The sequence below is a fragment of the bacterium genome (assembly GCA_016708025.1).
GTDB lineage: Bacteria > Zixibacteria > MSB-5A5 > GN15 > FEB-12 > FEB-12.
In genome coordinates this window covers 22,881-44,328 of the sequence record JADJGQ010000003.1, presented here as the reverse complement: position 1 = coordinate 44,328, position 21,448 = coordinate 22,881, and the positions used below count along the sequence as shown (strand labels likewise).

General features: G+C 54.0%; 21 protein-coding genes. 12 read left to right on the top strand and 9 right to left on the bottom strand.

Going from position 1 to position 21,448, the window contains the following annotated elements; all coding sequences use genetic code 11:
- Positions 1–165 precede the first annotated feature (165 nt).
- Complete coding sequence (locus tag IPH75_11380; GenBank protein ID MBK7142671.1) at positions 166–927, bottom strand: class I SAM-dependent methyltransferase; 762 nt, start codon at positions 925–927, stop codon at positions 166–168.
- Positions 928–1,091: 164 nt separating this feature from the next.
- Between IPH75_11380 and IPH75_11375 the strand changes: the two genes are divergently transcribed.
- The 9 genes from IPH75_11375 to IPH75_11335 all read left to right on the top strand — a co-directional run bounded on the left by IPH75_11375 (position 1,092) and on the right by IPH75_11335 (position 11,610).
- Complete coding sequence (locus IPH75_11375) at positions 1,092–1,571, top strand: SRPBCC domain-containing protein (GenBank protein MBK7142670.1); 480 nt, start codon at positions 1,092–1,094, stop codon at positions 1,569–1,571.
- 169 nt (positions 1,572–1,740) lie between these two features.
- Positions 1,741–2,235, top strand: coding sequence for a sigma-70 family RNA polymerase sigma factor (locus tag IPH75_11370; protein MBK7142669.1), 495 nt, complete (start codon positions 1,741–1,743; stop codon positions 2,233–2,235).
- A gap of 39 nt (positions 2,236–2,274) precedes the next feature.
- Complete coding sequence (locus IPH75_11365; protein ID MBK7142668.1) at positions 2,275–3,285, top strand: DUF4097 family beta strand repeat protein; 1,011 nt, start codon at positions 2,275–2,277, stop codon at positions 3,283–3,285.
- Positions 3,286–3,311: 26 nt separating this feature from the next.
- Entirely contained in the window at positions 3,312–4,619 is a 1,308-nt protein-coding gene (locus IPH75_11360) for a polymer-forming cytoskeletal protein (protein MBK7142667.1), read from the top strand.
- 79 nt (positions 4,620–4,698) lie between these two features.
- Entirely contained in the window at positions 4,699–5,562 is an 864-nt protein-coding gene (locus IPH75_11355) for a hypothetical protein (protein ID MBK7142666.1), read from the top strand.
- Positions 5,563–5,769: 207 nt separating this feature from the next.
- Complete coding sequence (locus tag IPH75_11350) at positions 5,770–7,176, top strand: trypsin-like peptidase domain-containing protein (GenBank protein MBK7142665.1); 1,407 nt, start codon at positions 5,770–5,772, stop codon at positions 7,174–7,176.
- Entirely contained in the window at positions 7,169–8,623 is a 1,455-nt protein-coding gene (locus tag IPH75_11345; protein ID MBK7142664.1) for a PDZ domain-containing protein, read from the top strand. Before IPH75_11350 ends, IPH75_11345 begins: the two co-directional genes overlap by 8 nt.
- A gap of 371 nt (positions 8,624–8,994) precedes the next feature.
- Positions 8,995–9,846, top strand: coding sequence for a T9SS type A sorting domain-containing protein (locus tag IPH75_11340; GenBank protein ID MBK7142663.1), 852 nt, complete (start codon positions 8,995–8,997; stop codon positions 9,844–9,846).
- 75 nt (positions 9,847–9,921) lie between these two features.
- Positions 9,922–11,610: a protein kinase gene (locus IPH75_11335; protein ID MBK7142662.1), complete on the top strand. Its 1,689-nt coding sequence runs from the start codon at positions 9,922–9,924 to the stop codon at positions 11,608–11,610.
- 6 nt (positions 11,611–11,616) lie between these two features.
- Here the strand turns inward: IPH75_11335 and IPH75_11330 are convergent, their stop codons facing one another.
- From IPH75_11330 to IPH75_11300, 7 genes are all read right to left on the bottom strand, one after another.
- Positions 11,617–12,534 carry a DUF3078 domain-containing protein gene (locus IPH75_11330; GenBank protein ID MBK7142661.1) on the bottom strand — a complete coding sequence of 306 codons (918 nt, stop codon included), beginning with the start codon at positions 12,532–12,534 and terminating at the stop codon, positions 11,617–11,619.
- Between the two features lie 85 nt (positions 12,535–12,619).
- Positions 12,620–13,441, bottom strand: coding sequence for a 3-methyl-2-oxobutanoate hydroxymethyltransferase (panB, locus tag IPH75_11325; GenBank protein ID MBK7142660.1), 822 nt, complete (start codon positions 13,439–13,441; stop codon positions 12,620–12,622).
- Between the two features lie 3 nt (positions 13,442–13,444).
- Positions 13,445–14,107 (bottom strand): deoxynucleoside kinase, encoded by a 663-nt coding sequence (locus IPH75_11320; GenBank protein ID MBK7142659.1) that lies wholly within the window; start codon positions 14,105–14,107, stop codon positions 13,445–13,447.
- Entirely contained in the window at positions 14,088–14,597 is a 510-nt protein-coding gene (gene folK / locus IPH75_11315) for a 2-amino-4-hydroxy-6-hydroxymethyldihydropteridine diphosphokinase (GenBank protein MBK7142658.1), read from the bottom strand. The genes IPH75_11320 and folK overlap by 20 nt, the downstream gene beginning before the upstream one ends.
- Before the next feature lie 7 nt (positions 14,598–14,604).
- On the bottom strand, positions 14,605–14,997 hold the full coding sequence (gene folB / locus IPH75_11310) for a dihydroneopterin aldolase (protein MBK7142657.1): 393 nt from the start codon (positions 14,995–14,997) through the stop codon (positions 14,605–14,607).
- Between the two features lie 5 nt (positions 14,998–15,002).
- The gene (locus tag IPH75_11305) at positions 15,003–16,175 is read right to left on the bottom strand and encodes an aminotransferase class I/II-fold pyridoxal phosphate-dependent enzyme (protein MBK7142656.1); all 1,173 of its coding nucleotides are present in this window, start codon (positions 16,173–16,175) and stop codon (positions 15,003–15,005) included.
- Between the two features lie 6 nt (positions 16,176–16,181).
- The gene (locus tag IPH75_11300; GenBank protein MBK7142655.1) at positions 16,182–16,847 is read right to left on the bottom strand and encodes a class II aldolase/adducin family protein; all 666 of its coding nucleotides are present in this window, start codon (positions 16,845–16,847) and stop codon (positions 16,182–16,184) included.
- A gap of 252 nt (positions 16,848–17,099) precedes the next feature.
- On the opposite strand from IPH75_11300, the gene IPH75_11295 reads away from it, so the two are divergent.
- Positions 17,100–18,599, top strand: a complete 1,500-nt coding sequence (locus IPH75_11295; GenBank protein ID MBK7142654.1) for a trypsin-like peptidase domain-containing protein — start codon at positions 17,100–17,102, stop codon at positions 18,597–18,599.
- A gap of 94 nt (positions 18,600–18,693) precedes the next feature.
- The gene (locus IPH75_11290) at positions 18,694–19,548 is read left to right on the top strand and encodes a sigma-70 family RNA polymerase sigma factor (GenBank protein MBK7142653.1); all 855 of its coding nucleotides are present in this window, start codon (positions 18,694–18,696) and stop codon (positions 19,546–19,548) included.
- 63 nt (positions 19,549–19,611) lie between these two features.
- Here the strand turns inward: IPH75_11290 and IPH75_11285 are convergent, their stop codons facing one another.
- The gene (locus tag IPH75_11285) at positions 19,612–20,586 is read right to left on the bottom strand and encodes a hypothetical protein (protein ID MBK7142652.1); all 975 of its coding nucleotides are present in this window, start codon (positions 20,584–20,586) and stop codon (positions 19,612–19,614) included.
- Between the two features lie 81 nt (positions 20,587–20,667).
- On the opposite strand from IPH75_11285, the gene IPH75_11280 reads away from it, so the two are divergent.
- Complete coding sequence (locus tag IPH75_11280) at positions 20,668–21,447, top strand: glycosyltransferase family 2 protein (GenBank protein MBK7142651.1); 780 nt, start codon at positions 20,668–20,670, stop codon at positions 21,445–21,447.
- Position 21,448 lies beyond the last annotated feature (1 nt).

The following is a 21,448-nucleotide window of genomic DNA, read 5'->3' as shown; positions in this document are numbered from 1 at the left end:
GCTGTTGCGGCGGCTCGAGTTGATGGTCCCGGGCAGGACATTAAACGGCCCACCTGAATCGGCAAGACGCTGAACGGGTATAACAAATGACGGGTGGTTCCCAGAAGCAGAGGGAATCACCCGTTTGAATTTCTGCTGATACTTGAGTTCAAGAACGAAGTGAGGCTACTTCCGCCGGATCAGCACCACCGGGCGCGTGACATGCGCGGAGCCATCGATCGGCTTCGTCAGATCCCAATCATGCCACCATCCAACAAACTCAAAGTCAGTGCGGCTTTCGAGGAACAACAGGAACTCCTGCGGGAAGATCGCTTTGTTCCGTTCAACCATACGGAAAGTCCGATGCCGACCGTGATCATCGATATTGATCGTCCAGACCTCTTCGTACATTTGCCGGGCGGAATCTATCAGCTTGACGGCGAATCGGGATTCGATACTGATCCCCTCGGCCTCGTTCACCACGACATTAGACATCTCACGAATCATCGGATCGGTGAACTGGATGCACCAGTCGAGGAAATAGAGCCCGCCGGGTCGAAGCAGGCGAGCCATCGAGTTAAAATGACTGGTCATTTCTTCAATAGAATTGAGGTAGAGCGAGCCAAGCATGACGAAAGCAAAATCAGCGGATTGCGGCAGGTTGAATGAGACCATATTCCCCTCGACGAAACGAGGAGCCGGCTTCAGGCCGCGCCACTTGTAAGAGGCATGGTCGAGCATGTTGCGATTGATATCGAGTCCGGCATACTGGTAGCCGAGCTGAGTCAGCGCACCGGCATGGGGAGCAGGACCACAAGCGATCTCAAAGACATCGCGCGTGGTCGTTTTTGAAAAGCGTTTGATACAGCTATCCAGGAACGAAGCTTCCGCCTCGATATCCCGAAAAGAAAACGCGATTTCGTAGTACTGCGGATAATCGTACAGCATCTACCTCTCTTACTCCTACCTTCAATTATTTACGGCTGAATCCGCTTGTCCCTTCAGTCGTTGGCGGCTTTTTCCTTGTAGCTGTTTACCGATTTGTATAAAATTGAACAGGCAGACGGCAGCCTGGATTTGCTGCGCAATTTCTGAACAGTGGAGAATAGGCAATGGCAACAAAGTCAAAGAAATATGACTGGACGCAGTTTACAGAGAAGATAGAGATCCGGGCAACTCCGGAGCGGGTATTCAAGGCCTGGACCAGCGACAAAGAGATCGTGAAGTGGTTCATGACCGAGGCGAAATTGGAGCCCAAAAAGGGGGGCAGATTTTATATGAAATTTCTGACCGGTGCTACCGGTGATGAGACCGTTTTGGCGATCCGAGAGAATAGATCTTTCAGATTCACTTTTGGCTCCGATGGCGAGACGGTTGAAGTAACGGTCAAGAAGACAAAGCTGGGGACGGACTGCGTTCTTCGTCAATTCGGGATGAAAGACACGCCTGATGCGCGGATCAACTGGCATATGGGGTGTCGCAACGGCTGGGTCTTTTTCCTCACCAACCTTAAGGCGTATCTGGAAAAGAAGATAGACCTGCGGAGCCACGACCCGAAGAAGACTTATCTGCAGGGGTACGTGAACAGTTGAGCGCCGGTAAAAATACTTGGCTAACACCAAGTCTGGCCTTATTTTATTCGCTTGACTGAAACAGGCTTCGAGCTAACCCCGTACCTAAAGTAGGACTCGTTTGCAGGACGAAGACGGCATCTGGATCGAAGAAGCACTGGCGGGTAACCAGCGGGCGTACACGCACCTGATGGAGAAGCACCGACAGTCTATCTTCCATATTATCAACAAGATAGTCCGCAACGACGAGGTTGCCAACGATCTGGTGCAGGAGACGTTTATGAAGGCCTTTTCCGCCCTCGCCTCCTATCGGTCAGAGTACCGGTTCTCCACCTGGCTCTATAAAATCGCTGCCAATTCGTCGATCGACTTCCTCCGCAAAAAGCGGATCCAGGCGCTCTCGCTGGATCGTCCCCTGGAAACCCGTGACGGGACTGTGGAAATCGAGGTGGCAGATTATTCCTACCACCCGGAAAGGGACCTGGAACGGAAGGAACAGAGTTTTTCCATTGAAGAAGCTATCGATTCGCTGCCGAAGAACTATCGCGATGTCATAGTTTACCGGCATAAAGAAGATAAATCGTACGAGGAAATAGCCGATTTACTAGATATCCCGGTCGGAACGGTCAAAGCCCGTATCTTCCGGGCCCGGGAGCTGCTGAAAAAGAAGCTTCGGCATCTCTAGTCCAAACCCAAGCGCCTGTTCCGCAGGCATGAGGTGTAGGTGAATCGGTTGACCTTATGGGTCGTATGTCTCGGTCTGGTAGCCGCAGGGCTGCAAGCCGGAGACCATACGTTTCAATATCAGCGGATCGTCGAAGTCGGTGACAGGGCAGAGTTAAGTCTGACCTGCCAGGACGGTGACATCGAGATCATCGGCCATGACCAGTCGACAATCATTATCGACGCGGTCAAGCATATCAAGATCGGGGACGATCGTGAAGCGGCCGAGATCGCGGATCATATCGAGATCAGAGTTGAGCACAATAATCAGGCGGTAAAGGTTGCCGCCAATTATTTGCCGATCCGCGAACGTGGGCGCTCCTTCTGGCAGAAGGTGCTCGGTCGAGGAAAAGAAGATTCATTCGGCGAAGTCAGCTTTTCGATAAAAGTCCCGCGCAACTGCCGGGTGACGCTGGACAACGGCGAAGGGGATGTGCGGATCAGCGAGATCGATGGCGACCTGAGAATGAACAGTTCGGCCCAGTCGATCGCCCTGACGACGATACACGGCTCAGTGGAGATCCGGTCGGCCGCGGCCAGTGTCGTGCTGACGAGCATTGAAGGGGCGGTTGATATCGCCAACAGCGCTGGATCGACGCGAGGCGATATGTTGTTCGGACCCGTGACGGTGCGACAGCCAACCGGCGCGATCGACCTGCAGTTTGTCGATGGAGATGTGCGCGTGAAGACGACGTCGGCGGATGTCACGATCCGACAGGAACGCGGTGCGATCGACCTGACGACCGTAACTGGAAGCGTGACGATCCAGACACCGCTGGAGACCTCGCGCGATCTCTTTATCGAAACCGAGAGCGGTGATATTACGTTGATGGTACCACCAGAGGCATCGGGCGTCCTCCGCCTCAAATCCGAGTCGGGGACGATCAAGACCGAACTTCCGGTGAAGATAGATAAGATGTCGACTCGCCAGTTAGTTGGAACGGTGGGAGTCGGCGGCATTCAGGTTTCGCTGGTTACCATTTCGGGTGACGTGACCGTTGCCCAGTTCTAACCTGGCGAATCTACATTGGACGTAGCATGAAACGGTCAGTAGCCACATTTTTTGTCATGGCGATTATCGCCGCTTTGGTAGCGGCCACACCGTGCCATGCCCAGGTGGCGACCTCCCCTCAAACGACTGACAGCAATCCCCCCCGCGATACCATCTTCTACGAGATCGAATTGACCAGCGAAGGAGTCGATGCGGTCGACACCGCCGGTAATCACTGGACCTACGATTTTGAGCAGAACTCGTTTGTCCCGGACAAGTCAGTGGTTGTCAGAACGGGACGTCCGGGTGAAGGTAGAGTGGCGGTTGAGGCGCTCAGTCGACCCCACGAAGACCGGTGCACGCAGGAGAAGATGGTCAAGCCGCTGCAGGGGACAGTGCTGGTCGGCTATGATGAATTTGTCGCCAACGGTTTTACGGCCTACGGAAGAGTGACGGTCAAAGGGTGGGTGAAAGGGGATATCCAGTCTATCTCTGGCCGAGTTCTGGTGACCGAGTCGGGGAGAGTTGATGGTGATATCAAAGCGCCGGAGATCGAGGTCAAAGATGGCGCGATGGTGTCCGGTCAGCAGTCGATCACCGATCCGCTCGATTTTCCAACGGAGGTTCTGCAGCGGTCGTTTTCGGTCGATGGCCTGGTGATCGTGTGTGGTTTTTTGGCCTTTCTGCTGGTCATAGCATTCTTGATCACGACCCTTTTCCCTGCACAATTGGGAACATTCTCAACCTGCCTATTTGAATTCAAAGCGCGCGCCGTATTCATCGGACTACTGTTCCTGTTCCTGCTCCCCTTGATCCTGATCCTGGTTTCGATCACGATCATCGGTATCGCGGTGGTTCCATTTATTCCGCTGGCCTATATCCTGGCGATGGCGACCGGTGTGGTTGCTTTGGGTGGAAAGATCGGCGCCGCCATTTCCGGCAGAGTATTGGGAGGGAGTCAGAATAGAGTGGTACATGCCTTGATCGGTGTGCCTGTGTTCATGCTACTCTGGGTGCTGGTCGCCATCCTGCTTGGATCATCCGGAGTCGCGCAGGGATTTGGCATCTTCCTTTTAGTCATTTCGATCATCATCACGCTGTTCCCGCTTCTTGGTGGATTGGGAGCCGCGGTGTTAACGAGATTCGGTTATCGCGAGCATAAGGGGATACAGGTCAATTATCGAAGCAAAGCATCCGAGGCTCCTGCCCCGGCGCCACCGCCAATACCGGATTTTCCTCGTCTGGTAACGCCACCACCACCGATCCCGCCGGTCTCACCGCAAGATCAGCCGCCCGACAAGTTTGGCCCATACGGACCTACTCCGCGGCCCCCCCTCACTCCTCCGGGAAGTTGAGTCGGAAGTCGACGAAACAAATTCTCCACGGTCTCCGTACATCTATCATAAGATCACCCATTCCCTATCAGGAGGAGTTATGGAAACGAAGCGAATAGCGCTTGTCGTCGCCGTGCTGTTGATCATTGGTGTATCGGTCTCGATGGCCGGTCGGGCGAAACATACTACCGAAGTGATTCCGACTGAGGGAGCGAGAGATGCGGTGGTTGATTTCGAGTTTGCCGCCGGTACGATCATCATTAATCCCAAAGACATGTCCGATATTGCGCAAATGGATCTGTTTTATGATCCCGAGTATATCGATTTCCATCTCGACAAGAACTTGCGAAATCAGACGCTGTATGTAACGGCTGAGTCAGATTTCGAGGACCGACGTCACAATAGCGAAGATTTCGACCACGATTGGGATGTTGCCTTTTCCACACACACACCGATGGAGTTGAATCTCGATATGGGAGCCTGCAAAGCAGAGGTTGATCTGGGCGGTGTGCCGATCCGTGAGTTGACCATTGAAGTAGGAGCAGCCTCAGGAACGCTCGATTTTTCCGCACCTAATCCGGAGCGTATGAAGGAATTCTCGATCGATGCCGGTGCTTCGTCACTGGATATTACCAACGTTGGTAATGCCAATTTCGAACATTTCAAGTTTACTGGCGGAGCCGGTTCATTCGATCTCGACCTTCGCGGCGCTTATTCCGGCGAATCAGAGGTGGAGATAGAGGTTGGGCTGGGAAACGCGGATATTATCCTGCCAAGGGGTTTGGCGGTCCGAATCGAATCCGATGACGACCAGTGGTTCTCTTCAGTTGACCTGCATGGGGGAGATCTGGACGAGCTTGAGGACGGCGTGTATGAATCACCCGACTTCGAAACAGCCAAGACGCGATTGACTATCCGCCTGGATGTGGGGATGGGGTCAGTCGACGTTCGGTGGAAAAAGTAATCCCTCCCTTTTCAGTATATCGACCAAGGCCGCCCCGGTGGGCGGCTTTTTTATGTGGCTTTTGGCCGGTTGGGACCGCAGTTTCGAGGGGCCGCGCAAAGAAATAGCGGCCAATCGATGTTGTCGGCTCTTTCTCCGGGAAAGTTCCGAACCAAAGGCATGCTCTAGTGTTATAAGCGGCATGCAATTATCAACCGAGGAAACCGAATGAAGTTACTTTCAGCTCTCGCCCTGTATGCCTTGATCATGCTGGCAGCGAGCAATGCATTCAGCCAATCACAACAGCAGGACCTGATCTATCAGGCCCGCGACAAAGTCCTGCCGGCGCTGGTGCATATCCAGCCGGTCGTAAAAGACTACAACACCGGCGAACTCAAGAAGCAGTCGGTAGTCGGCTCAGGGGTGATCTTTCATCCGGATGGCTATGTCGTCACCAACTATCATGTCGCCGGAAAAGCCGAACGGATCATCTGCACCCTGAACGATAAAGAGCAAGTGACGGCTGAATATATCGGCGGAGATCCGCCGACCGATCTGGCGGTGCTGAAGCTCAATCTATCCGAATACAAGGGGAAACTGACGGTCGCAGATTTCGGCGATTCCGATTCAGTGCAGGTTGGCCAGTATGTGCTGGCAATGGGTTCACCCTTGTCGTTGTCGCGGACTGTCTCCTCCGGTGTCGTCTCGACCAAGGATAGATACTTCTCGAGCGAAGTACGCCTTCCGACCGGTGAGCAGACCGGGAACTTCAACCTCTGGATCCAGACAGATGCGGCGATCAATCCCGGCAATTCCGGAGGGCCGCTGGTCGACCTGCGTGGGCGGGTGATCGGGATCAATTCACGCGCGACCTTTTTTGCCAATAATATTGGGTTCGCCATTCCCGTCAATATCGTCAAGGAAGTAACCAAGGCGATCATGAATGAGGGAAAGGTCACCCGGAGCTGGATCGGCGTACATGCTCAGGCGCTGCAGGAGCTGGAAGGGTATTTCGGCACTGATGGTACCTCGGGCGTATTGCTCGCCTCGATCGATGCCGGCTCTCCGGCGGCGCAGGCCGGACTTGAGGCTGGTGATATCATCCAGGCTCTGGATGGCGTGCCGGTGTCTGCACGGTTTGTCGAAGAGCTTCCGAAATTCTATCGTAATATCGCCAGTCATACTCCCGGAACGCCGATCAAGATGACGATCAAGCGCGGGGAGTCCGCGGTCGACTTGACAGTGACGACCAAACTGCTGGGAGACCTGATGGGTGAAGATTACGAAAGCCAGGCGTGGGGTTTCACGGTCAAAGGGATCACCCGCCAGATGCAGATCGAAAATCAACTCAAGGATACACTTGGTGTCTATGTCGTAGGCGTCAAACGCTCTGGTACAGCCGACGAAGGTGGGTTGCGACCTGGAGATGTGGTGGTCAGTATCAATCGACAGGATATTGGTTCGTTGGCCGAGTATACCAGAATGTACATTTCACTGAGCGATACCAAGGAAGAGAAAGTTCTCTTGAGCATCAAGCGCGGCGGTTCCAGTCGTCTGGTCGTGGTGAAGCCGGGTGACAAAAACAAAATGACGGAACCGGATGTGTCGAAGGAGGCACCGAATTTCCATGAATAACTTCATGACGATCAAAACTCGCCTTTCTGCCTGCCTCCTTTTTGGAGCAGTGCTCTTATTGCTGGCGCCGGTGACCGGATCGGCCCAGAGTTTCGACTTTACGCGGCTCGAGGCGGCCGCCAAAAACTATACGGTGATCCTTGATATCAAGATTGATGTCTCTTTCGGGATGCAGTCGACTGAGCAGGAACAGCGCTCACTGGGGACGATCGTTTCCGAGGATGGGATGATCCTGTTCGATGGATCGATGCTGGCGAGCGAGCAGATGTTGTCGTCGATGGCGGGGATGAATATCAAAACCACGCCCTCGCGAATCGAGGTTCTGACCCTGGACGGGAAAAAGTACAAGGCGGAGTATGTCGGGGTCGATCGATTCACCAAGTTTGGATTCTGCAAGATCACCGATGCCGGCTCGACCAAGTTCAGCCCCGTGAAGTTTGTCAACAATCCGTCGTTCAAGACGGGAAGCTGGGTGGCGCTTTATATGCTGCTTCCCGAGTTCGTGACTCCGCCGATCGCGGCGGATATCGGCATGATCTCCACCTACGTCCAGAAGCCGGAGCAATTTGCGCTGACGGTCGGATTCAACACGATGGAGATGGCGTCGGTACTCTACAACGAACAACATATGGCAGTGGGCGTGCTTGGATCACTGCTTGATCCGACCTCGGCCAACACAGATGCATCGGGGATGGTCGAATCTTTCAATCAGTTTGATATTCCTCTCCTGGGCGTGGTCACCGGCGACCGGGTCGCCAAACTGGTCTCCAGCCCGCCGAAAAAGGGCGAGCAGGATAGAAGCTGGCTCGGGATCACCCTGCAGGCATTAACGCCGGATATTGCCGAGTTCCTCAAACTGCCCGAAGGTGGCGGGATCATCGTCAATGATGTCGTCAAGGATTCACCAGCCGACAAAGCGTCCTTGAAAGTGGGAGATATCATATACGAGATCAATGGCGAGGCGGTCGAAGTGGATCGCGAGGAAGAGGTCCCGATCTTCCAGCGCCGGATCGCTGAGATGCCGACCGGCACGCAAGTGGAGTTCACCGTTTTCCGCACGGAAAATGAGCAGGTGGATACGCTGAAAGTACTGGCGAAACTGGAATCAGCACCGTTAACCGCTCTGAACGCGCCAAAGTATGAAAACAAGGCGCTGGAGTTTACGGTTCGCAATATCGTATTCGGTGATTACATCGCGAGAAATCTCGAAGTGAACAGCCTCAACGGTGTGGTGCTGTCAGAAATGCGCGAGGGAGGACTGGCCGAGGTCGGTGGTCTCCAGATGGGAGATGTTATCCAGCGGATCGGGTCCGAAGTGATCAGCTCAGTGGATGATGTCAAAACATCCATGGAGACTCTGGAGACTCAGAAACCGCGCGAAGTGATCTTCTTTGTCTGGCGTGATAACAAGACGATGTTTGTTAATGTGAAGACCGACTGGAAATAATCCCGGATTCGCAGAAGATCAGCCCGCTGCTGCGCGAAGCGACAGCGGGTTTTCTTTAGGATATGTCCCTTTCGGCGACCGCCCCCTTTTCTGCATTTTCTTGCGCACCGGAATACTCGTGCGTATAATGAAATGCAGAACCATTTGTACTGCGTGCAACTTCTCTGCAATGTGCAGACATACTACAGGGCCCTAAGGTCCTTATTGACAAACAGTTAAACAGCAGATCGCGTTACCTGAGCCGAATCGAACCGGACTCGAGAAATGAGTTCTTTCGGCATGCCCTTTGCGCAAAGGGGTACTGAGGCCGGCATTGACCGGTCCATGAATTCGGCAACAGGTAGCATTATATAGAGGAAAGGATGGTCCTGATGCAGCCGAGAGCTAATGTGAGTTTCCTTCTGGTGATGGTCCTGCTCTGTGCGGCAGCGGTTCAGGCTCAACCGTACACAGGGTATGTGAAGGTTGACTCAATCGAAGCGGTCGCCGGGACATCGTTTAATGTCGCCGTCAGACTGCAGAACAACAATGTACCGTTTTCCATGATCACGGTTCCGCTCAGGTACTCTCATCCGTTTCTGACGCTTGATTCTGTCTCCTTTGCGGGAACGATGCTTCCGGGTAACTGGAGCGGCGCAATCGACCATGACGCAGCTAACAAGACCGTCAAGGTTTCGTACGTCCCGGAGTTCACGTCACCGATCCCGACGATCAGCAGCACTGACGGCATTCTTGCAAAGCTGTTCTTCAAGGTCTCTGCTTCGGCAACTCCGACTACTATAGCGATCGACTCCATCAATAAGGATTCGCTCCTGACCGGCAACCTTCATTTGATCACCCGGATTCAGCTCTCCGACAATACGGGGCTGTCGTCAGGACTGTTCGAGCCTGGTTATGTACCGGGAGCTATTACGGTACTGGTCCCGACCGGTGTCGATGATGACCCGACCGGCCTGCCGAGCGTCTTTACTTTGTCACAAAACTACCCGAACCCGTTTAACCCGGCGACCGTGATTGACTTTGCCCTGCCGAAAAGCAGCGAGGTCAAGCTTGAGGTCTTTAATGTCCTTGGCCAGCTTGTTGAAACACTTGTGGATAAGCCGATGTCCGCAGGGAATCACTCGATCGAATTTAATGCCGGCGCCAAGCCGAGCGGGGTCTACTTCTATCGCCTGACTCACCAGTATGGTTCGTTGACCCGAAAGATGGTCCTCCTCAAATAAACCAAACGACCATATCTGCCGACATACAGAGGGATAGCCGGATTGACGGCTATCCCTTACTTATTTATAGGACTTATGGCGAACGCAACAGCAGTCAAAGAAGAGAAACAGGTCAAGATAGGCGAATATCTGCTGACCGGGAAGATCGGCCAGGGAGGGATCGCCGAGATCTTCCGTGGACGGCAAGAATCGTTGTCGCGCGATGTCGCGATCAAGATACTTTCACCAAATCTGCTGTCCGATGCCGATATCGTTCGACGATTCGAACGGGAATCGGTGGTGATCGCCCAACTCAATCATCCCAATATTGTCCATGTCATCGATCGAGGTAAAGCGGGCAACCGTTATTACTTCGTGATGGAGTTCATCGATGGCACCTCGCTTCGCGAGGTGATCGATTCGTCGAAGATCCCGCTTGATACCAAGCTGGATATGCTGGTGCAGGTCTGTAAGGCGCTCGACTACGCTCACAAGAATGGCGTGATCCATCGCGATATCAAACCGACCAATATCCTGATCGACAAACAGGGAAATGCCCGTGTCGCTGATTTTGGGATCGCCCAGATCCTGGGACTGAATGAATCAGAGATGACCTCTGGTGACGTCATCATGGGGACGGTGGCTTATATGTCACCGGAGCAAAAGGTCAGTTCCACCAATGTCGATCAGACGACGGACATCTATGCGATCGGCATCATGCTGTATGAAATGCTGACCGGGAAAAAGCCGCAGGGACATTTCCGTCTACCCTCGGAGTTTGACCAATCGTTACGCGGGTTCGATGATATCATTCTCAAGACCCTGGCTCAGGAACCACGCGACCGTTATCAATCAGCGGTTGAACTGAAAGATGCGATTCTGAATCAGATCAGCGGCGGAAATCGACAGAGCACTACTGACTATAGTCTGGTTGGTGCCGAATCTTTCATGGGAAAGTGCCGCTACCTTGATACGATCAAAGAGACGAAATTCAGTTCGACAATTCTGGTCGAGAATCGGGCCAACAAGCGGCTCTACATAATCAAAAAGCACTCCAAGGGTGAGGTCGGCAGAAAAGAAGCAAAGCTACTGTCGAGTCTCCGCCATGAGCATATCAACCCAATCTATGGGTCTGGCGGCGACAGCCGCTCGACTGTGGTGATCTCCGAATACGCCCAGGGAGGATCGCTCGCGGATCGGATGGTGCGCAAGTATGAATGGTATGATGCCATGAAACTGGCGGTGCAGGTGGCCGAAGGACTCGGGTTTGCACACAAAAACAATGTCGTTCACGGTAATCTTCGTCCGTCGAATCTGCTCTTCGATGCAAATGACAAAGTAAAGATCGCTGACTTTGGCCTGCCGAGCCATTACGACGGCAAGAAAAACTGGTATGCGCCGCCGGAGTTTAAGCCGTCCAAGATAGGGGATATCTACGCTCTGGGAGTGATCCTTCATCAGTTACTGCTGAACCGGACTCCTGAGTATGACCATACCGACAAACTGAAGATCGACGAACTGTATATGCAGGTGCCGCAGGATGTCGAGGCGATGCTGACCAAAATGCTCGCGATCCGGGTGGTCAACCGCTATAGGAGTTGTGAAGAATTCCTGGCTGACTGGAAGTCGTTTGATGACCAGTATCAAGAGTCGCAACGTCGGCCGGTAGTCGTGCCGGTTGCCGAGCCGGAGCAAAAAAATGCGCTCCCGCCGTGGGTCTGGTACGCGGCAGGAGCGGCTGTTGTAATTACAATCATCGCTGTTGTGCTGGCGAAAATACTCTGATCTCCATCACCAGATCTTGTAGGCTAACCCAAGCCCCAACGTCTCTTTGAAACGTCCCTTTCTGCTGACCTGCTTATCGTAGAGTACCTGCGTGTAGAGCTTGACCGTCACGATCTTGGTCACCTGGACATTAAACTGGTTCTCGAAATTGACATCGACCGCTTTCCAGTCATCCTCAAACTCAGACCCTTTGACCTTGTCTTTATCTGAGAAGAAAATGGCCTTGTAGAGAGTCAATTTAGCGACATACCCAATCTGTTTCGCAAGCATTAGATTGAAATCGGTGACTGATTCGAAACCGCCGTCATTGTACGTGCTGTTGTCGAGCGTATCTACGTTCAACGAGTCTTTGACCAATTCAGTATTCAATACTTCGCGAACTGCCATACCGAGTCGGGTGGTGATATTCTCGGTGTTCTTTCCAGTGTAAAGTCTCTTTGCAATACCGGCGGACTCAGTGAACTTGGTCGGTCGGAAAAAGACTCTCTTGTAGAAAGTGGGGCTCGAATGGAGCGTGAAGAACTGCGATTCGACACGAAACGCCGCATACGGATCGACAAACCCGCCAAATGTAAACCGGAACATGTTGTCCCAGTCGATCAGGTCGGTCGATTTTTTCGGCTTCGACCAATCCTTGGTCTCTTCGTCCTGCGTATAGGTCTGGCCGAACGAAAGTTTCAGGATCGTACTGTAATTGATCTTGGGGCTTAGTTGCCGTTCACCGGTACCGTTGAGATTGGAAACCCAATTGAATGAACCGGCCTCGCCGCCGACCCATGAGTCGGAATAGGCGGTTTGCGCGGTAGTCAGATCAAAGGTGAGAGATTTCTTCCATCCAGCCACCGCCGCTGAATCCTGTGCCGACAATGCCGACACCCAAAGCAGACTGCAAGCCAGTAGCCCGAACCAGATACGCTTGTTCATACCACACTCCATGATAGTGAGATCGTTTCCCAGTCAATTCTGATGGAAAAAGTAGAAAGAGAATGAGGCGGGAGCAAGTCGGAAGTTAGAACGATTCGTCTTTGGAGGGATATTTGCCAGTCCGGACATCCTCGATATACCGTCCGATAGCATCGGAGATAAGCGGCGCCAGATCGGCATACTGGCGCAGGAATTTCGGTTTGAATTCTGCATCCTTGAGGCCAAGCATATCGTTGATCACCAGCACCTGTCCATCGCACTCAACACCCGCGCCGATGCCGATGGTGGCGGCGACCTGGAGTGACCGCGTGATCTCGGCGGCGAGCTGTGACTCCATCAACTCAAGGACCATGGCAAAACAACCGGCCTCCTCAAGTGCGAGCGCCGATTCCTTGAGATAGTTCCGAGAGCGTTCTTCCCGTCCCTGGACTTTAGGCCCACCAAAGCGATGAATTGACTGGGGAGTCAATCCAATATGGCCCATCACCGGAATGCCGAGTTCCACCAACCGTTTGATGGTCGGTGCGATCTCGATCCCGCCTTCGATCTTCACGGCTTCCGCTCCACCTTCTTTGAGAAATCGACCGGCATTGGTGATAGCGACCTCAAGCGATGGCTGGAAGGAAAGAAACGGCATGTCGGCGATAACCAGCGCTTTTTCACTGCCGCGTGATACCGCAGCGGTGTGGGCGATCATTACTTCTAGCGGAATTGGTAAGGTCGAGTCGTACCCGTGGAGCACATTGGCGGCGGAATCACCGACTAATATTGCATCGATACCCGCCTGATCCAGCAGCTTGGCGACAAACGCATCATATCCGGTCAGGACGGCGATCTTTTCGCCATTAGACTTCTTGGTTATGAAAGTCTGGACTGTGGTCTTCTTGCGGGGGCGGTGAGTCGACATCGATTATCCTTTGCTCAGATTCCCGGCGGGGACATAGTATTTTTTCCCGGCGACCGGTTTCTGGATCTGGCCGATCAGGTCATCAAAGTGCTCAGGCGTATTGACGAAATCGATATCATCGGTCTTGACCACCAGCAGGGGCGTATCCGTGTAATGGAAGAAATAGTAGTCGTACGCTTTGTTCAGCATTTCGATATAGTCCGAGTCGATCGTCCGTTCAAACGTCAGGTTACGCTTCTTGATCCGCTCGATCAGGATCTGTGTTTTCCCTTGCAGGTATATAACAAGATCGGGTCGGGGAATGTTCTGCGAAAGCGCGGGAGCGATCTTATTGTAAAGAGTCAGTTCACGCTCGGATAAAGCGACCGACGCAAAGATCGAATCTTTGGCAAAGAGGTAATCGGCGACGATCTTCTGGGAGAACAGGTCGCGGACCATCAATTGCTGTTGCTGTTGGAACCGGGAGATCAGAAAATAGAGCTGACAGGAAAGAGCGTAGCGGGTCCGGTTCTTGTAATAGTCAACCAGGAAGGGGTTTTCAAAAACCTCTTCCTGCACCAGGTCGGCGCCGATCCGCTCCGCCAGCATTTTGGCGAACGTGGTTTTCCCGACACCGATGACACCTTCGACGGCGATGTAATTCGGTTCAGTTTGTCCGTGCGACATGGTCCTTGTACAGCAGTACGGACTGGCTGCCCTTTTCGGTCAGGAAGTCAGCTATCGGCTTCTTCTGGATCGGGTGAACGAGCGAGGGGTCGATCTCCAGGAGCGGCACCAGGGCGAATGGACGTTGAAGCATCTTCGGATGCGGAACCGTCAGCGTTTCGCTCTTGATCACTTGATTGCCGAAGAGGAGGATATCACAATCGACCGGGCGCGGCTGCATTTTCCCTTTGTCGGTCCTCCCCAGTTCAACCTCTATCTTTTCACACGCATGCAGAAGCTCGAGAGGGGGGTACGCATACTCGATCTCCAGCACCTGATTAAGAAAAGCCGGGGAATCGGGGGGCATGTCAACCGCGTCGGAGAGATACAAAGATGAGCTGGCGATCAGTTCGCAACCTTCAAGCGAGGCGATCCGTTCGCGGGCATTGGCAAGATTCTGTTCACGGTCGCCCAAGTTGGAGCCGAGCAGGAGGAAGACTATTTCGGGCATGGTCTGGTCACGATCCTTCCGTGCCGCGCGCAGTCAGTTTGGAAACATCCGGCTGCAATCGCGTCACAACAATTTCAATGTATTGCAAGTGGCCGGGGATAGGTGGGCGCATCTTCCGGACGTGCAAAGTTACCCGATAAGCGGGAAATTTGTCAAGCAGAATGCTGGCGATCTGTTCCGCCAGCGCTTCGACCAACGAGAACGAGGTCTCTTCGACCGTCTCCCTGATCAATTGATAGACCTCACCGTAGTCGATCGTATCTTTGAGCCGATCGGAGTGGCCGGCCTCGGCGACATCTACCTCTAGTTCGCAGTCGACCTCAAACATGCCGCCAACCTCACGCTCGGAGGGGAGCACGCCATGATACCCGTAAAAGGAACAGCCGACCAACCGGATCAGGTCTTTCACTCTTCCACTCCCCGGACCAGACTGGCGCGTTTTTTCACGCGACTGGCGGCCTCTTCATATGCCTCGGTGCCTGCGGTCAATGAGAGACGGAGGAATCCCTGTCCATTCTCGCCGAAGATCGTGCCGGGGATAGTGACGATCCGGGTGCGCCGATAGAGCAAGCGCGCTAAAGTGGCCGCTGATCGCCGACGCTCGATCCGTGCCCAGAGATAGGGGACAGTGGCGAATCCGCTGACATCGAGCGAAAGCAAGCCGATCAGAGAGGCAGCCTCTGCACTCGTCTGTTGAACTCGATTTCGGACGAATTTGAGCGATTCGGATGGATACTGGCGGATATTACGAAGCGCCAGCTCCACAAAATATTCCGGGATCGATGGTTTCATCAGGCTGGAGGCGGCTTCCAGGCCGCTGATCGCATCGCGATTTCCGACCGCAAACCCAAAGGGAAGCGGGGCCAGCCCGAAGGTGTAGGAAAACGAGTAGAGTTCGATCCCGACACGTTTGGCTCCCTCGACTGCTAATAGAGAGAGCGGAAGACGAGAGGGGACAGACTGGTAGGCGGCATCATTCGCGACCAGAGTATTCTCTTTGCTCGCCAACCAGACAAGGTTGGCAAGTTCCTTTTCGGAAAGCTCAGCACCAGTCGGGTTATGAGGAGAATTGAGAAAGAGAAGTCGCGCGACTCTTCCCATCCGGGTATTTATCCGTTCGAAATCAGGATGCCAGTTGTTTTTGGGGGAGATTGAGTACCCGACTGCTTCTCCACCGCAGGCCACAATCACCTTTCGGTAGAGCGGCACGCCAAGGTCCGGCACAAAGGCGAGATCTCCGTTGTCGAGATTGGCAAGGGCGAGCCCAAATACCAGTGAAGAGATCGAACCACCGATGTAGATCTCTTTCTCGGGGACCAATTTTACCTGATGTTTGGCCAGAAACCAGGCAGCGAGCTCTTCCTTGAGATTGTTGATCCGCTCCGGTGTCGCCGGATTGAGCGCTTTCGGCTCAATTGCGTAATCGTCGTTAAAAGAGAGCGGCCAGCGAAATGAGCCAAGATCGACGGTATCCGGGCGCCGCAACAGCTTCCCCTGACGCGACGGGATAAATGAGGCGAGATCGAGCGGCATTTGATAGAGCCGGTCGGCTTTGTCGACCACGATCTTCTTTATCATCCAAACCTACCTTTCGGCCCGGTTGGCGGTTGTCCCGAAGAGTTTCTCTTTGAGCGCGCGGAGGCGTGTGACCTCGGCGGGCGGCAATGCACGGATATCGCCGAGCTGAGACGCAAGCAAGAGAATTCGCGCGTAATGTTCGACAGTCTCATGGCGTGCCCAGGCTTCCTCGAGAGTTCTTCCGATTGTCAGCAATCCATGGTTACCGAGAATAAATGCATTGTCCCGCGCAATGTACGGCGCAAGCGCCCGGGGAACCTCATCGGTGCCGGTCGCCGCATAATCGGTCAATGGAATCTCCCCGACAACCAGTACCACCTCTGGAAGGACATCGGTTGGCAATGGACGGCCAACTACCGCAAATGCAGTGACATGCGGCGGATGTGAGTGAACACAGGCCATAATGTCGGGACGTTGCCCGTAGACGAACAGGTGCATCAGCAGTTCCGAGGAGGCTCTGCGGGACCCTCGGAGATGTGCGCCGGCCGGGTCGACCAAGACTAAGTCATCCTGAGCAAGTCTTCCTTTAGGGAGTCCGGACGGGGTGACCATGATCTCTGAGGGGGAGATTCGGGCGGAAATGTTGCCGTCAGCCCCGGCGATAAACCCTTTTTGGGCAAGGCGCTGGCCGATCTCGACGATCTGCTGGGCAATTTCCGGAGCTTGTGCCATGATGGACCAAGGTACAGGGGTGGCGGACCGGAAGTCAACTGCCTGACCGCCCGGGGGATGACCCAGCCGGTGGACAGGTGTAATAGTTTGTAAGCCAAGCGATTAAAAACGAACGGAAACAAGAAATACTTGAATCAAATGGACATGAGAAACGTTATAACATCTGATAATTGCGTGAAATCGCATACATAGACCTTGACAGAACGTCAAACGAGCCATATACTTCCCGGCTCAACCGGTTGGAGGAATTCATTGGAAGATCATCGCTTCCATTCCGTCAGACATCGCGCATCCGGACTCAGTCTCGCAACCATTATCCTGGTTGCCGTGATCTGTCTGGTCTCTGGGCTGATCATTTCAGCACAGTTTGACCTGTCCGGCGAAACTATCGCGCAGATCCCCACCAATATCAGCCAGACCGGTGCGTTTCCGGTTGTTGAGCGTAATGGTGAACTCGAATCTCCCTTTGTATCGGTTGTAGAACGCGTCACCAATGCCGTGGTCAACGTATCCGCTCGGTCGGAAAACCAGGAGTGGCCCTGGTGGTACCACGGCGGTATGGGGATGTCGTCGGGCTCCGGGTTTTTCTTCCGTGAGGATGGCTACATTCTGACCAACAACCATGTCGTTAAAGATGCCGCCGAATTGATCGTGCGAACCGCCTCAGGATATGAATATCCAGCCAAGCTGGTCGGTAGCGACCCGTTTACCGATCTTGCAGTAATCAAAGTGGAGCCGGAAGAGAAAGTGACAGTCATTCCGTTTGGCAATTCGAACGACCTCAAAGTCGGTGATTGGGCGATTGCGATTGGCAACCCTTTCCCGCAGCAGGGGCTTGAGCGAACCGTCACGGTGGGCGTAATTTCGGCCAAAGGACGCAGTAATCTTCGCTTTGGTGACGAAACTCCCCGTTTTCAGAATTACATCCAGACCGATGCCTCGATCAACCCAGGCAACTCCGGTGGGCCGCTCATAAATCTGCGCGGCGAGTGCGTCGGCGTGAATGCCGCCATTTCGAGTCCGACCGGATCATCGGTGGGAATCGGTTTTGCGATTCCGATCAACATCGCGCGGGCCGTCGTCCCGGACCTGATTGCATCGGGTAAAGTGAGCCGTGGTTGGCTTGGGGTCTGGTTGTCTGATCTGACCGTGCGTGATGCCAAGCGCCTGGGGCTGGCCGCGGTGCGCGGTGTTAAGATCGACTCCGTTTTTCTTGGTTCCCCTGCGGAAAAGGCGGGGATCCGACGCGGTGATGTGATCGTCAAATTCAATGGTGATGAAGTCGATAACAGCGACCAGTTCTCGGTGCTTGTTTCGACCGTGAAGACCGGCAATACCGTTCCGGTTCGTGTCTTGCGTGATGGTGATGAAATCGGGTTACAGGCTACCGTTGCCGATCAGGAGCAATTCCTGGCCGCCAATCCGGCGTCTGGCCGGAGAACCCGGACGGCTCCTTCGGGCGGGTCGGTCGACTGGCTGGGAATGCAGTTGGTCAATTTCACACCCGAGGTTGCGCGGCAATTAGGGATTCCGCATGTCGAGGGCGTCTATGTCGCCCGGGTGTATCCGAACACGCCGGCCGATCGCGCCTCGATTACCGAAGGGACGATCATCATGCAGGTCAACACCGAGCCGGTGACCAGTACGACCGACATTGTGACGGTTGACCAGGGTATATCGGATCGTTCGCGGGTGCCGTTAATCGTTCAGGAGCCAGATGGCTCCGTGGCGCGGAAAGTTGTGCGCCCGTAAGCGGGCAAATGTGCTGTTTCAGCTCTGCGGAGTGCGGAGCCTGGAAATAGAGTAGTAGTGGTGTTTATTTAGCAGAAGGAGAGAGTAAGAACACGTGGCTAAGCAATCCCTCAAATATCGCGATGAAGACAGATCGCTGGACCTGTATCTTCGCGAGATAGGGGAAACGCCTCTTATTACGGCCGATGAAGAAGTGCGTCTGGCTAGAAGAATCAAGCAGGGCGATAAAAAGGCCCTGGAAAAACTGACCAAAGCCAACCTGCGCTTCGTCGTCTCGGTCGCCAAACAGTATCAGAATCAAGGGTTATCGCTGGCTGACCTGATCAATGAGGGGAACATCGGTCTCATCAAAGCGGCAAAACGATTTGACGAGACCCGTGGCTTCAAGTTCATCAGCTATGCGGTCTGGTGGATCCGCCAGGCGATCCTGCAGGCATTGGCCGAGCAGAGTCGTATCGTCCGACTCCCGTTGAACCGGGTCGGCACCCTTCACAAGATCGGCAAGATCTCCAGCCGTCTCGAACAGGGACTGGGGCGTGAACCTTCTCCGGAAGAGATCGCCAAGGAACTGGAGTTGTCCGAGGGTGAAGTGTCCGACACGCTCAAGATCTCCAATTCGCATCTGTCGCTTGATGCGCCATTCTCGGTTTCGGAGGATAACTCACTCATCGATATTCTCGAGGATGAGTTCCAGCCGTCACCGGATGAAGCGCTGTTGAGCCAGTCGTTGCGGGTGGAGATCGAAAAAGCGCTGGATACGCTGACGGCCCGCGAAGCAGAGGTGATCAACCTCTATTTCGGGCTGAATCACGAGAAAGCGTTGACTCTGGAGGAGATCGGGGCGCGGTTTTCGCTCACGCGAGAACGTGTCCGGCAGATCAAGGAAAAGGCGATCCGCCGCCTTCGGCATGCCTCACGCAGCCGTTCGTTGCGCGCCTACCTGAACTGAGTGCTGTCTTACATCACAAAGAAAGAGCCGCCCGTCACCGGGCGGTTTTTTTGTGCGGCTTGATCAGAATGGATCGACCAACGGGTGGTCGCTGTTGAGTCGGCGAGCGATCTCCAGATAAAATTCGTCACCGGTCAGACGGTGCAGTTCGCGGCACATACTAATATGCAAACGATGGTACTCATCGTTGGCCCCCTCATGATGACCGAGGCAATAATAACTCCCGATACCAGTGCGACAGAATTCCGGAAGGTAGCGCTTCAAAGTGGTGAGCGATGCATCCCACATGCGTCGTGCGCGAGGATCTTTGGTCAGATTCCAGTAATCATACAGACCGTACAGGGCCGCGATATACCCGTTGAGCGTCTGATCCACTCCACCTTCGAGCGTGAATTCTTCGATCCAGAAATAACCCGCTGTATCGACCCGCGATACCCAGGGCATGTCTCGTTGTTGGATCCGTGTCAGTGACTCGAACAGCTGGTGTGAGTGGTCAAGGTATGACTGTTCTCGAGTGAGAAGTGCAAGGCGACTCATCACTCCCAGCATTTGCCCCTGGGCCATTCCGGAATGAAAGGGAGCTTTGAGTAGCCAGCGTCGCTGGTTGTGCACCTCGTGATCAAAGGAATAGGGGGCAAACAGCGCGCCGTGAAAGTCCTGTGACAGAGTAACGAGCTTGGAGGCGTACTTTTCGGCGCGTCGAAGAAACAAACTGTCGTTCGTGCGAACGAACGCCGCGATGAACTGCAGCGATCGATTACAGAGAAAGACCGGATGATATACTTTTTCGCCGGTCTCGGTCACGAACAACTCAATACTGTCTGCATCCATCGGCTCGACAAATCTGGATGCCGCGTTGATATCAACATTCATGTTGGGAGAGCGGATCAGAGTCATTTCGATGATCGGTTGCGGTTCGGCGTGAGCGCTGTCAAAGGGGAGTGCCAGACCGGGCGGGGACTGGGGGGAACAACCGATCAATCCGCAGAGAATGATCGGCCATATAAGTAGCTGTCTGATTTTATGCACCCTGTTCATTGCTCCAAGATATCCGGCGGAAACCCAGTTGACAAGAGAGAGCATCGGGGCTACTTTCTTCTCTGGAGGTAGCAATTTCCATTGGAACAGGTTCCCAAAGCAGATGAGCCCAGAACAGCCGGGTTGGATAATCCTACTGGCAGGGGAGGACGTGTCCTCTGCATTCTGCCCGCTTACAATGAAGCGGGTAAGATCGGGCGAGTTGTCGAGAAAGTAAGGGCGACTGGACTGGCAGATGCCGTTCTGGTGGCCGATGACTGCTCGACCGACAGCACGTTTGCCGAGGCGACTGCCGCTGGGGCGATTGTGATCCGACATGAACGCAACCTGGGGGTTGGAGCGGGAATTCGGAGCGGGCTCCAATATGGGAAAGCCCATGGCTTTGGGATTGCGGTGATCATGTCGGGCGATGACCAGCACGAACCGAAAGAACTTGGACCGGTGCTGGAGAAGTTGCGGGAATCTCCGCGCCATTTCATCCAGGGCTCGCGTCGGCTCCTGGGAGGACAGGCGGTCAATCCACCACTATTCAGAGAGATCACCACGCGGCTTTACTCGTTGGTCTTCAGCCTGATGACCTTCTCCCGGATCACCGATGGAACGAACGGCTTCCGCGCGTTCTATCTGAGTTTGTTGGATGATCCGGCGATTAATCTGGACCAGCCATGGCTCAATACCTATGAATTGGAGCCATATCTACTCTACAAAGCAGTGCAGTCGAGAAACGTGCAGGTGATCGAGATGCCGATCACCGTCTATTACCACGGGGAGAAAAAGCAGTATTCAAAAATGAAACCGTTTCGCGATTGGTGGCGGCTGGCCCGCCCGATCTTCTTTTTGCGATTCGGCCTGAGGAAATAGT

What these genes read in the sequence shown, in the direction of transcription:
- IPH75_11380 (MBK7142671.1), bottom strand. Translation starts at nt 927, where the DNA reads ATGCTGTACGATTATCCGCAGTACTACGAAATCGCGTTTTCTTTTCGG.
- IPH75_11375 (MBK7142670.1), top strand. Translation starts at nt 1,092, where the DNA reads ATGGCAACAAAGTCAAAGAAATATGACTGGACGCAGTTTACAGAGAAG.
- IPH75_11370 (MBK7142669.1), top strand. Translation starts at nt 1,741, where the DNA reads ATGGAGAAGCACCGACAGTCTATCTTCCATATTATCAACAAGATAGTC.
- IPH75_11360 (MBK7142667.1), top strand. Translation starts at nt 3,312, where the DNA reads ATGAAACGGTCAGTAGCCACATTTTTTGTCATGGCGATTATCGCCGCT.
- IPH75_11355 (MBK7142666.1), top strand. Translation starts at nt 4,699, where the DNA reads ATGGAAACGAAGCGAATAGCGCTTGTCGTCGCCGTGCTGTTGATCATT.
- IPH75_11350 (MBK7142665.1), top strand. Translation starts at nt 5,770, where the DNA reads ATGAAGTTACTTTCAGCTCTCGCCCTGTATGCCTTGATCATGCTGGCA.
- IPH75_11345 (MBK7142664.1), top strand. Translation starts at nt 7,169, where the DNA reads ATGAATAACTTCATGACGATCAAAACTCGCCTTTCTGCCTGCCTCCTT.
- IPH75_11340 (MBK7142663.1), top strand. Translation starts at nt 8,995, where the DNA reads ATGCAGCCGAGAGCTAATGTGAGTTTCCTTCTGGTGATGGTCCTGCTC.
- IPH75_11335 (MBK7142662.1), top strand. Translation starts at nt 9,922, where the DNA reads ATGGCGAACGCAACAGCAGTCAAAGAAGAGAAACAGGTCAAGATAGGC.
- IPH75_11330 (MBK7142661.1), bottom strand. Translation starts at nt 12,534, where the DNA reads ATGAACAAGCGTATCTGGTTCGGGCTACTGGCTTGCAGTCTGCTTTGG.
- panB (MBK7142660.1), bottom strand. Translation starts at nt 13,441, where the DNA reads ATGTCGACTCACCGCCCCCGCAAGAAGACCACAGTCCAGACTTTCATA.
- IPH75_11320 (MBK7142659.1), bottom strand. Translation starts at nt 14,107, where the DNA reads ATGTCGCACGGACAAACTGAACCGAATTACATCGCCGTCGAAGGTGTC.
- folK (MBK7142658.1), bottom strand. Translation starts at nt 14,597, where the DNA reads ATGCCCGAAATAGTCTTCCTCCTGCTCGGCTCCAACTTGGGCGACCGT.
- IPH75_11305 (MBK7142656.1), bottom strand. Translation starts at nt 16,175, where the DNA reads ATGATAAAGAAGATCGTGGTCGACAAAGCCGACCGGCTCTATCAAATG.
- IPH75_11300 (MBK7142655.1), bottom strand. Translation starts at nt 16,847, where the DNA reads ATGGCACAAGCTCCGGAAATTGCCCAGCAGATCGTCGAGATCGGCCAG.
- IPH75_11285 (MBK7142652.1), bottom strand. Translation starts at nt 20,586, where the DNA reads ATGAACAGGGTGCATAAAATCAGACAGCTACTTATATGGCCGATCATT.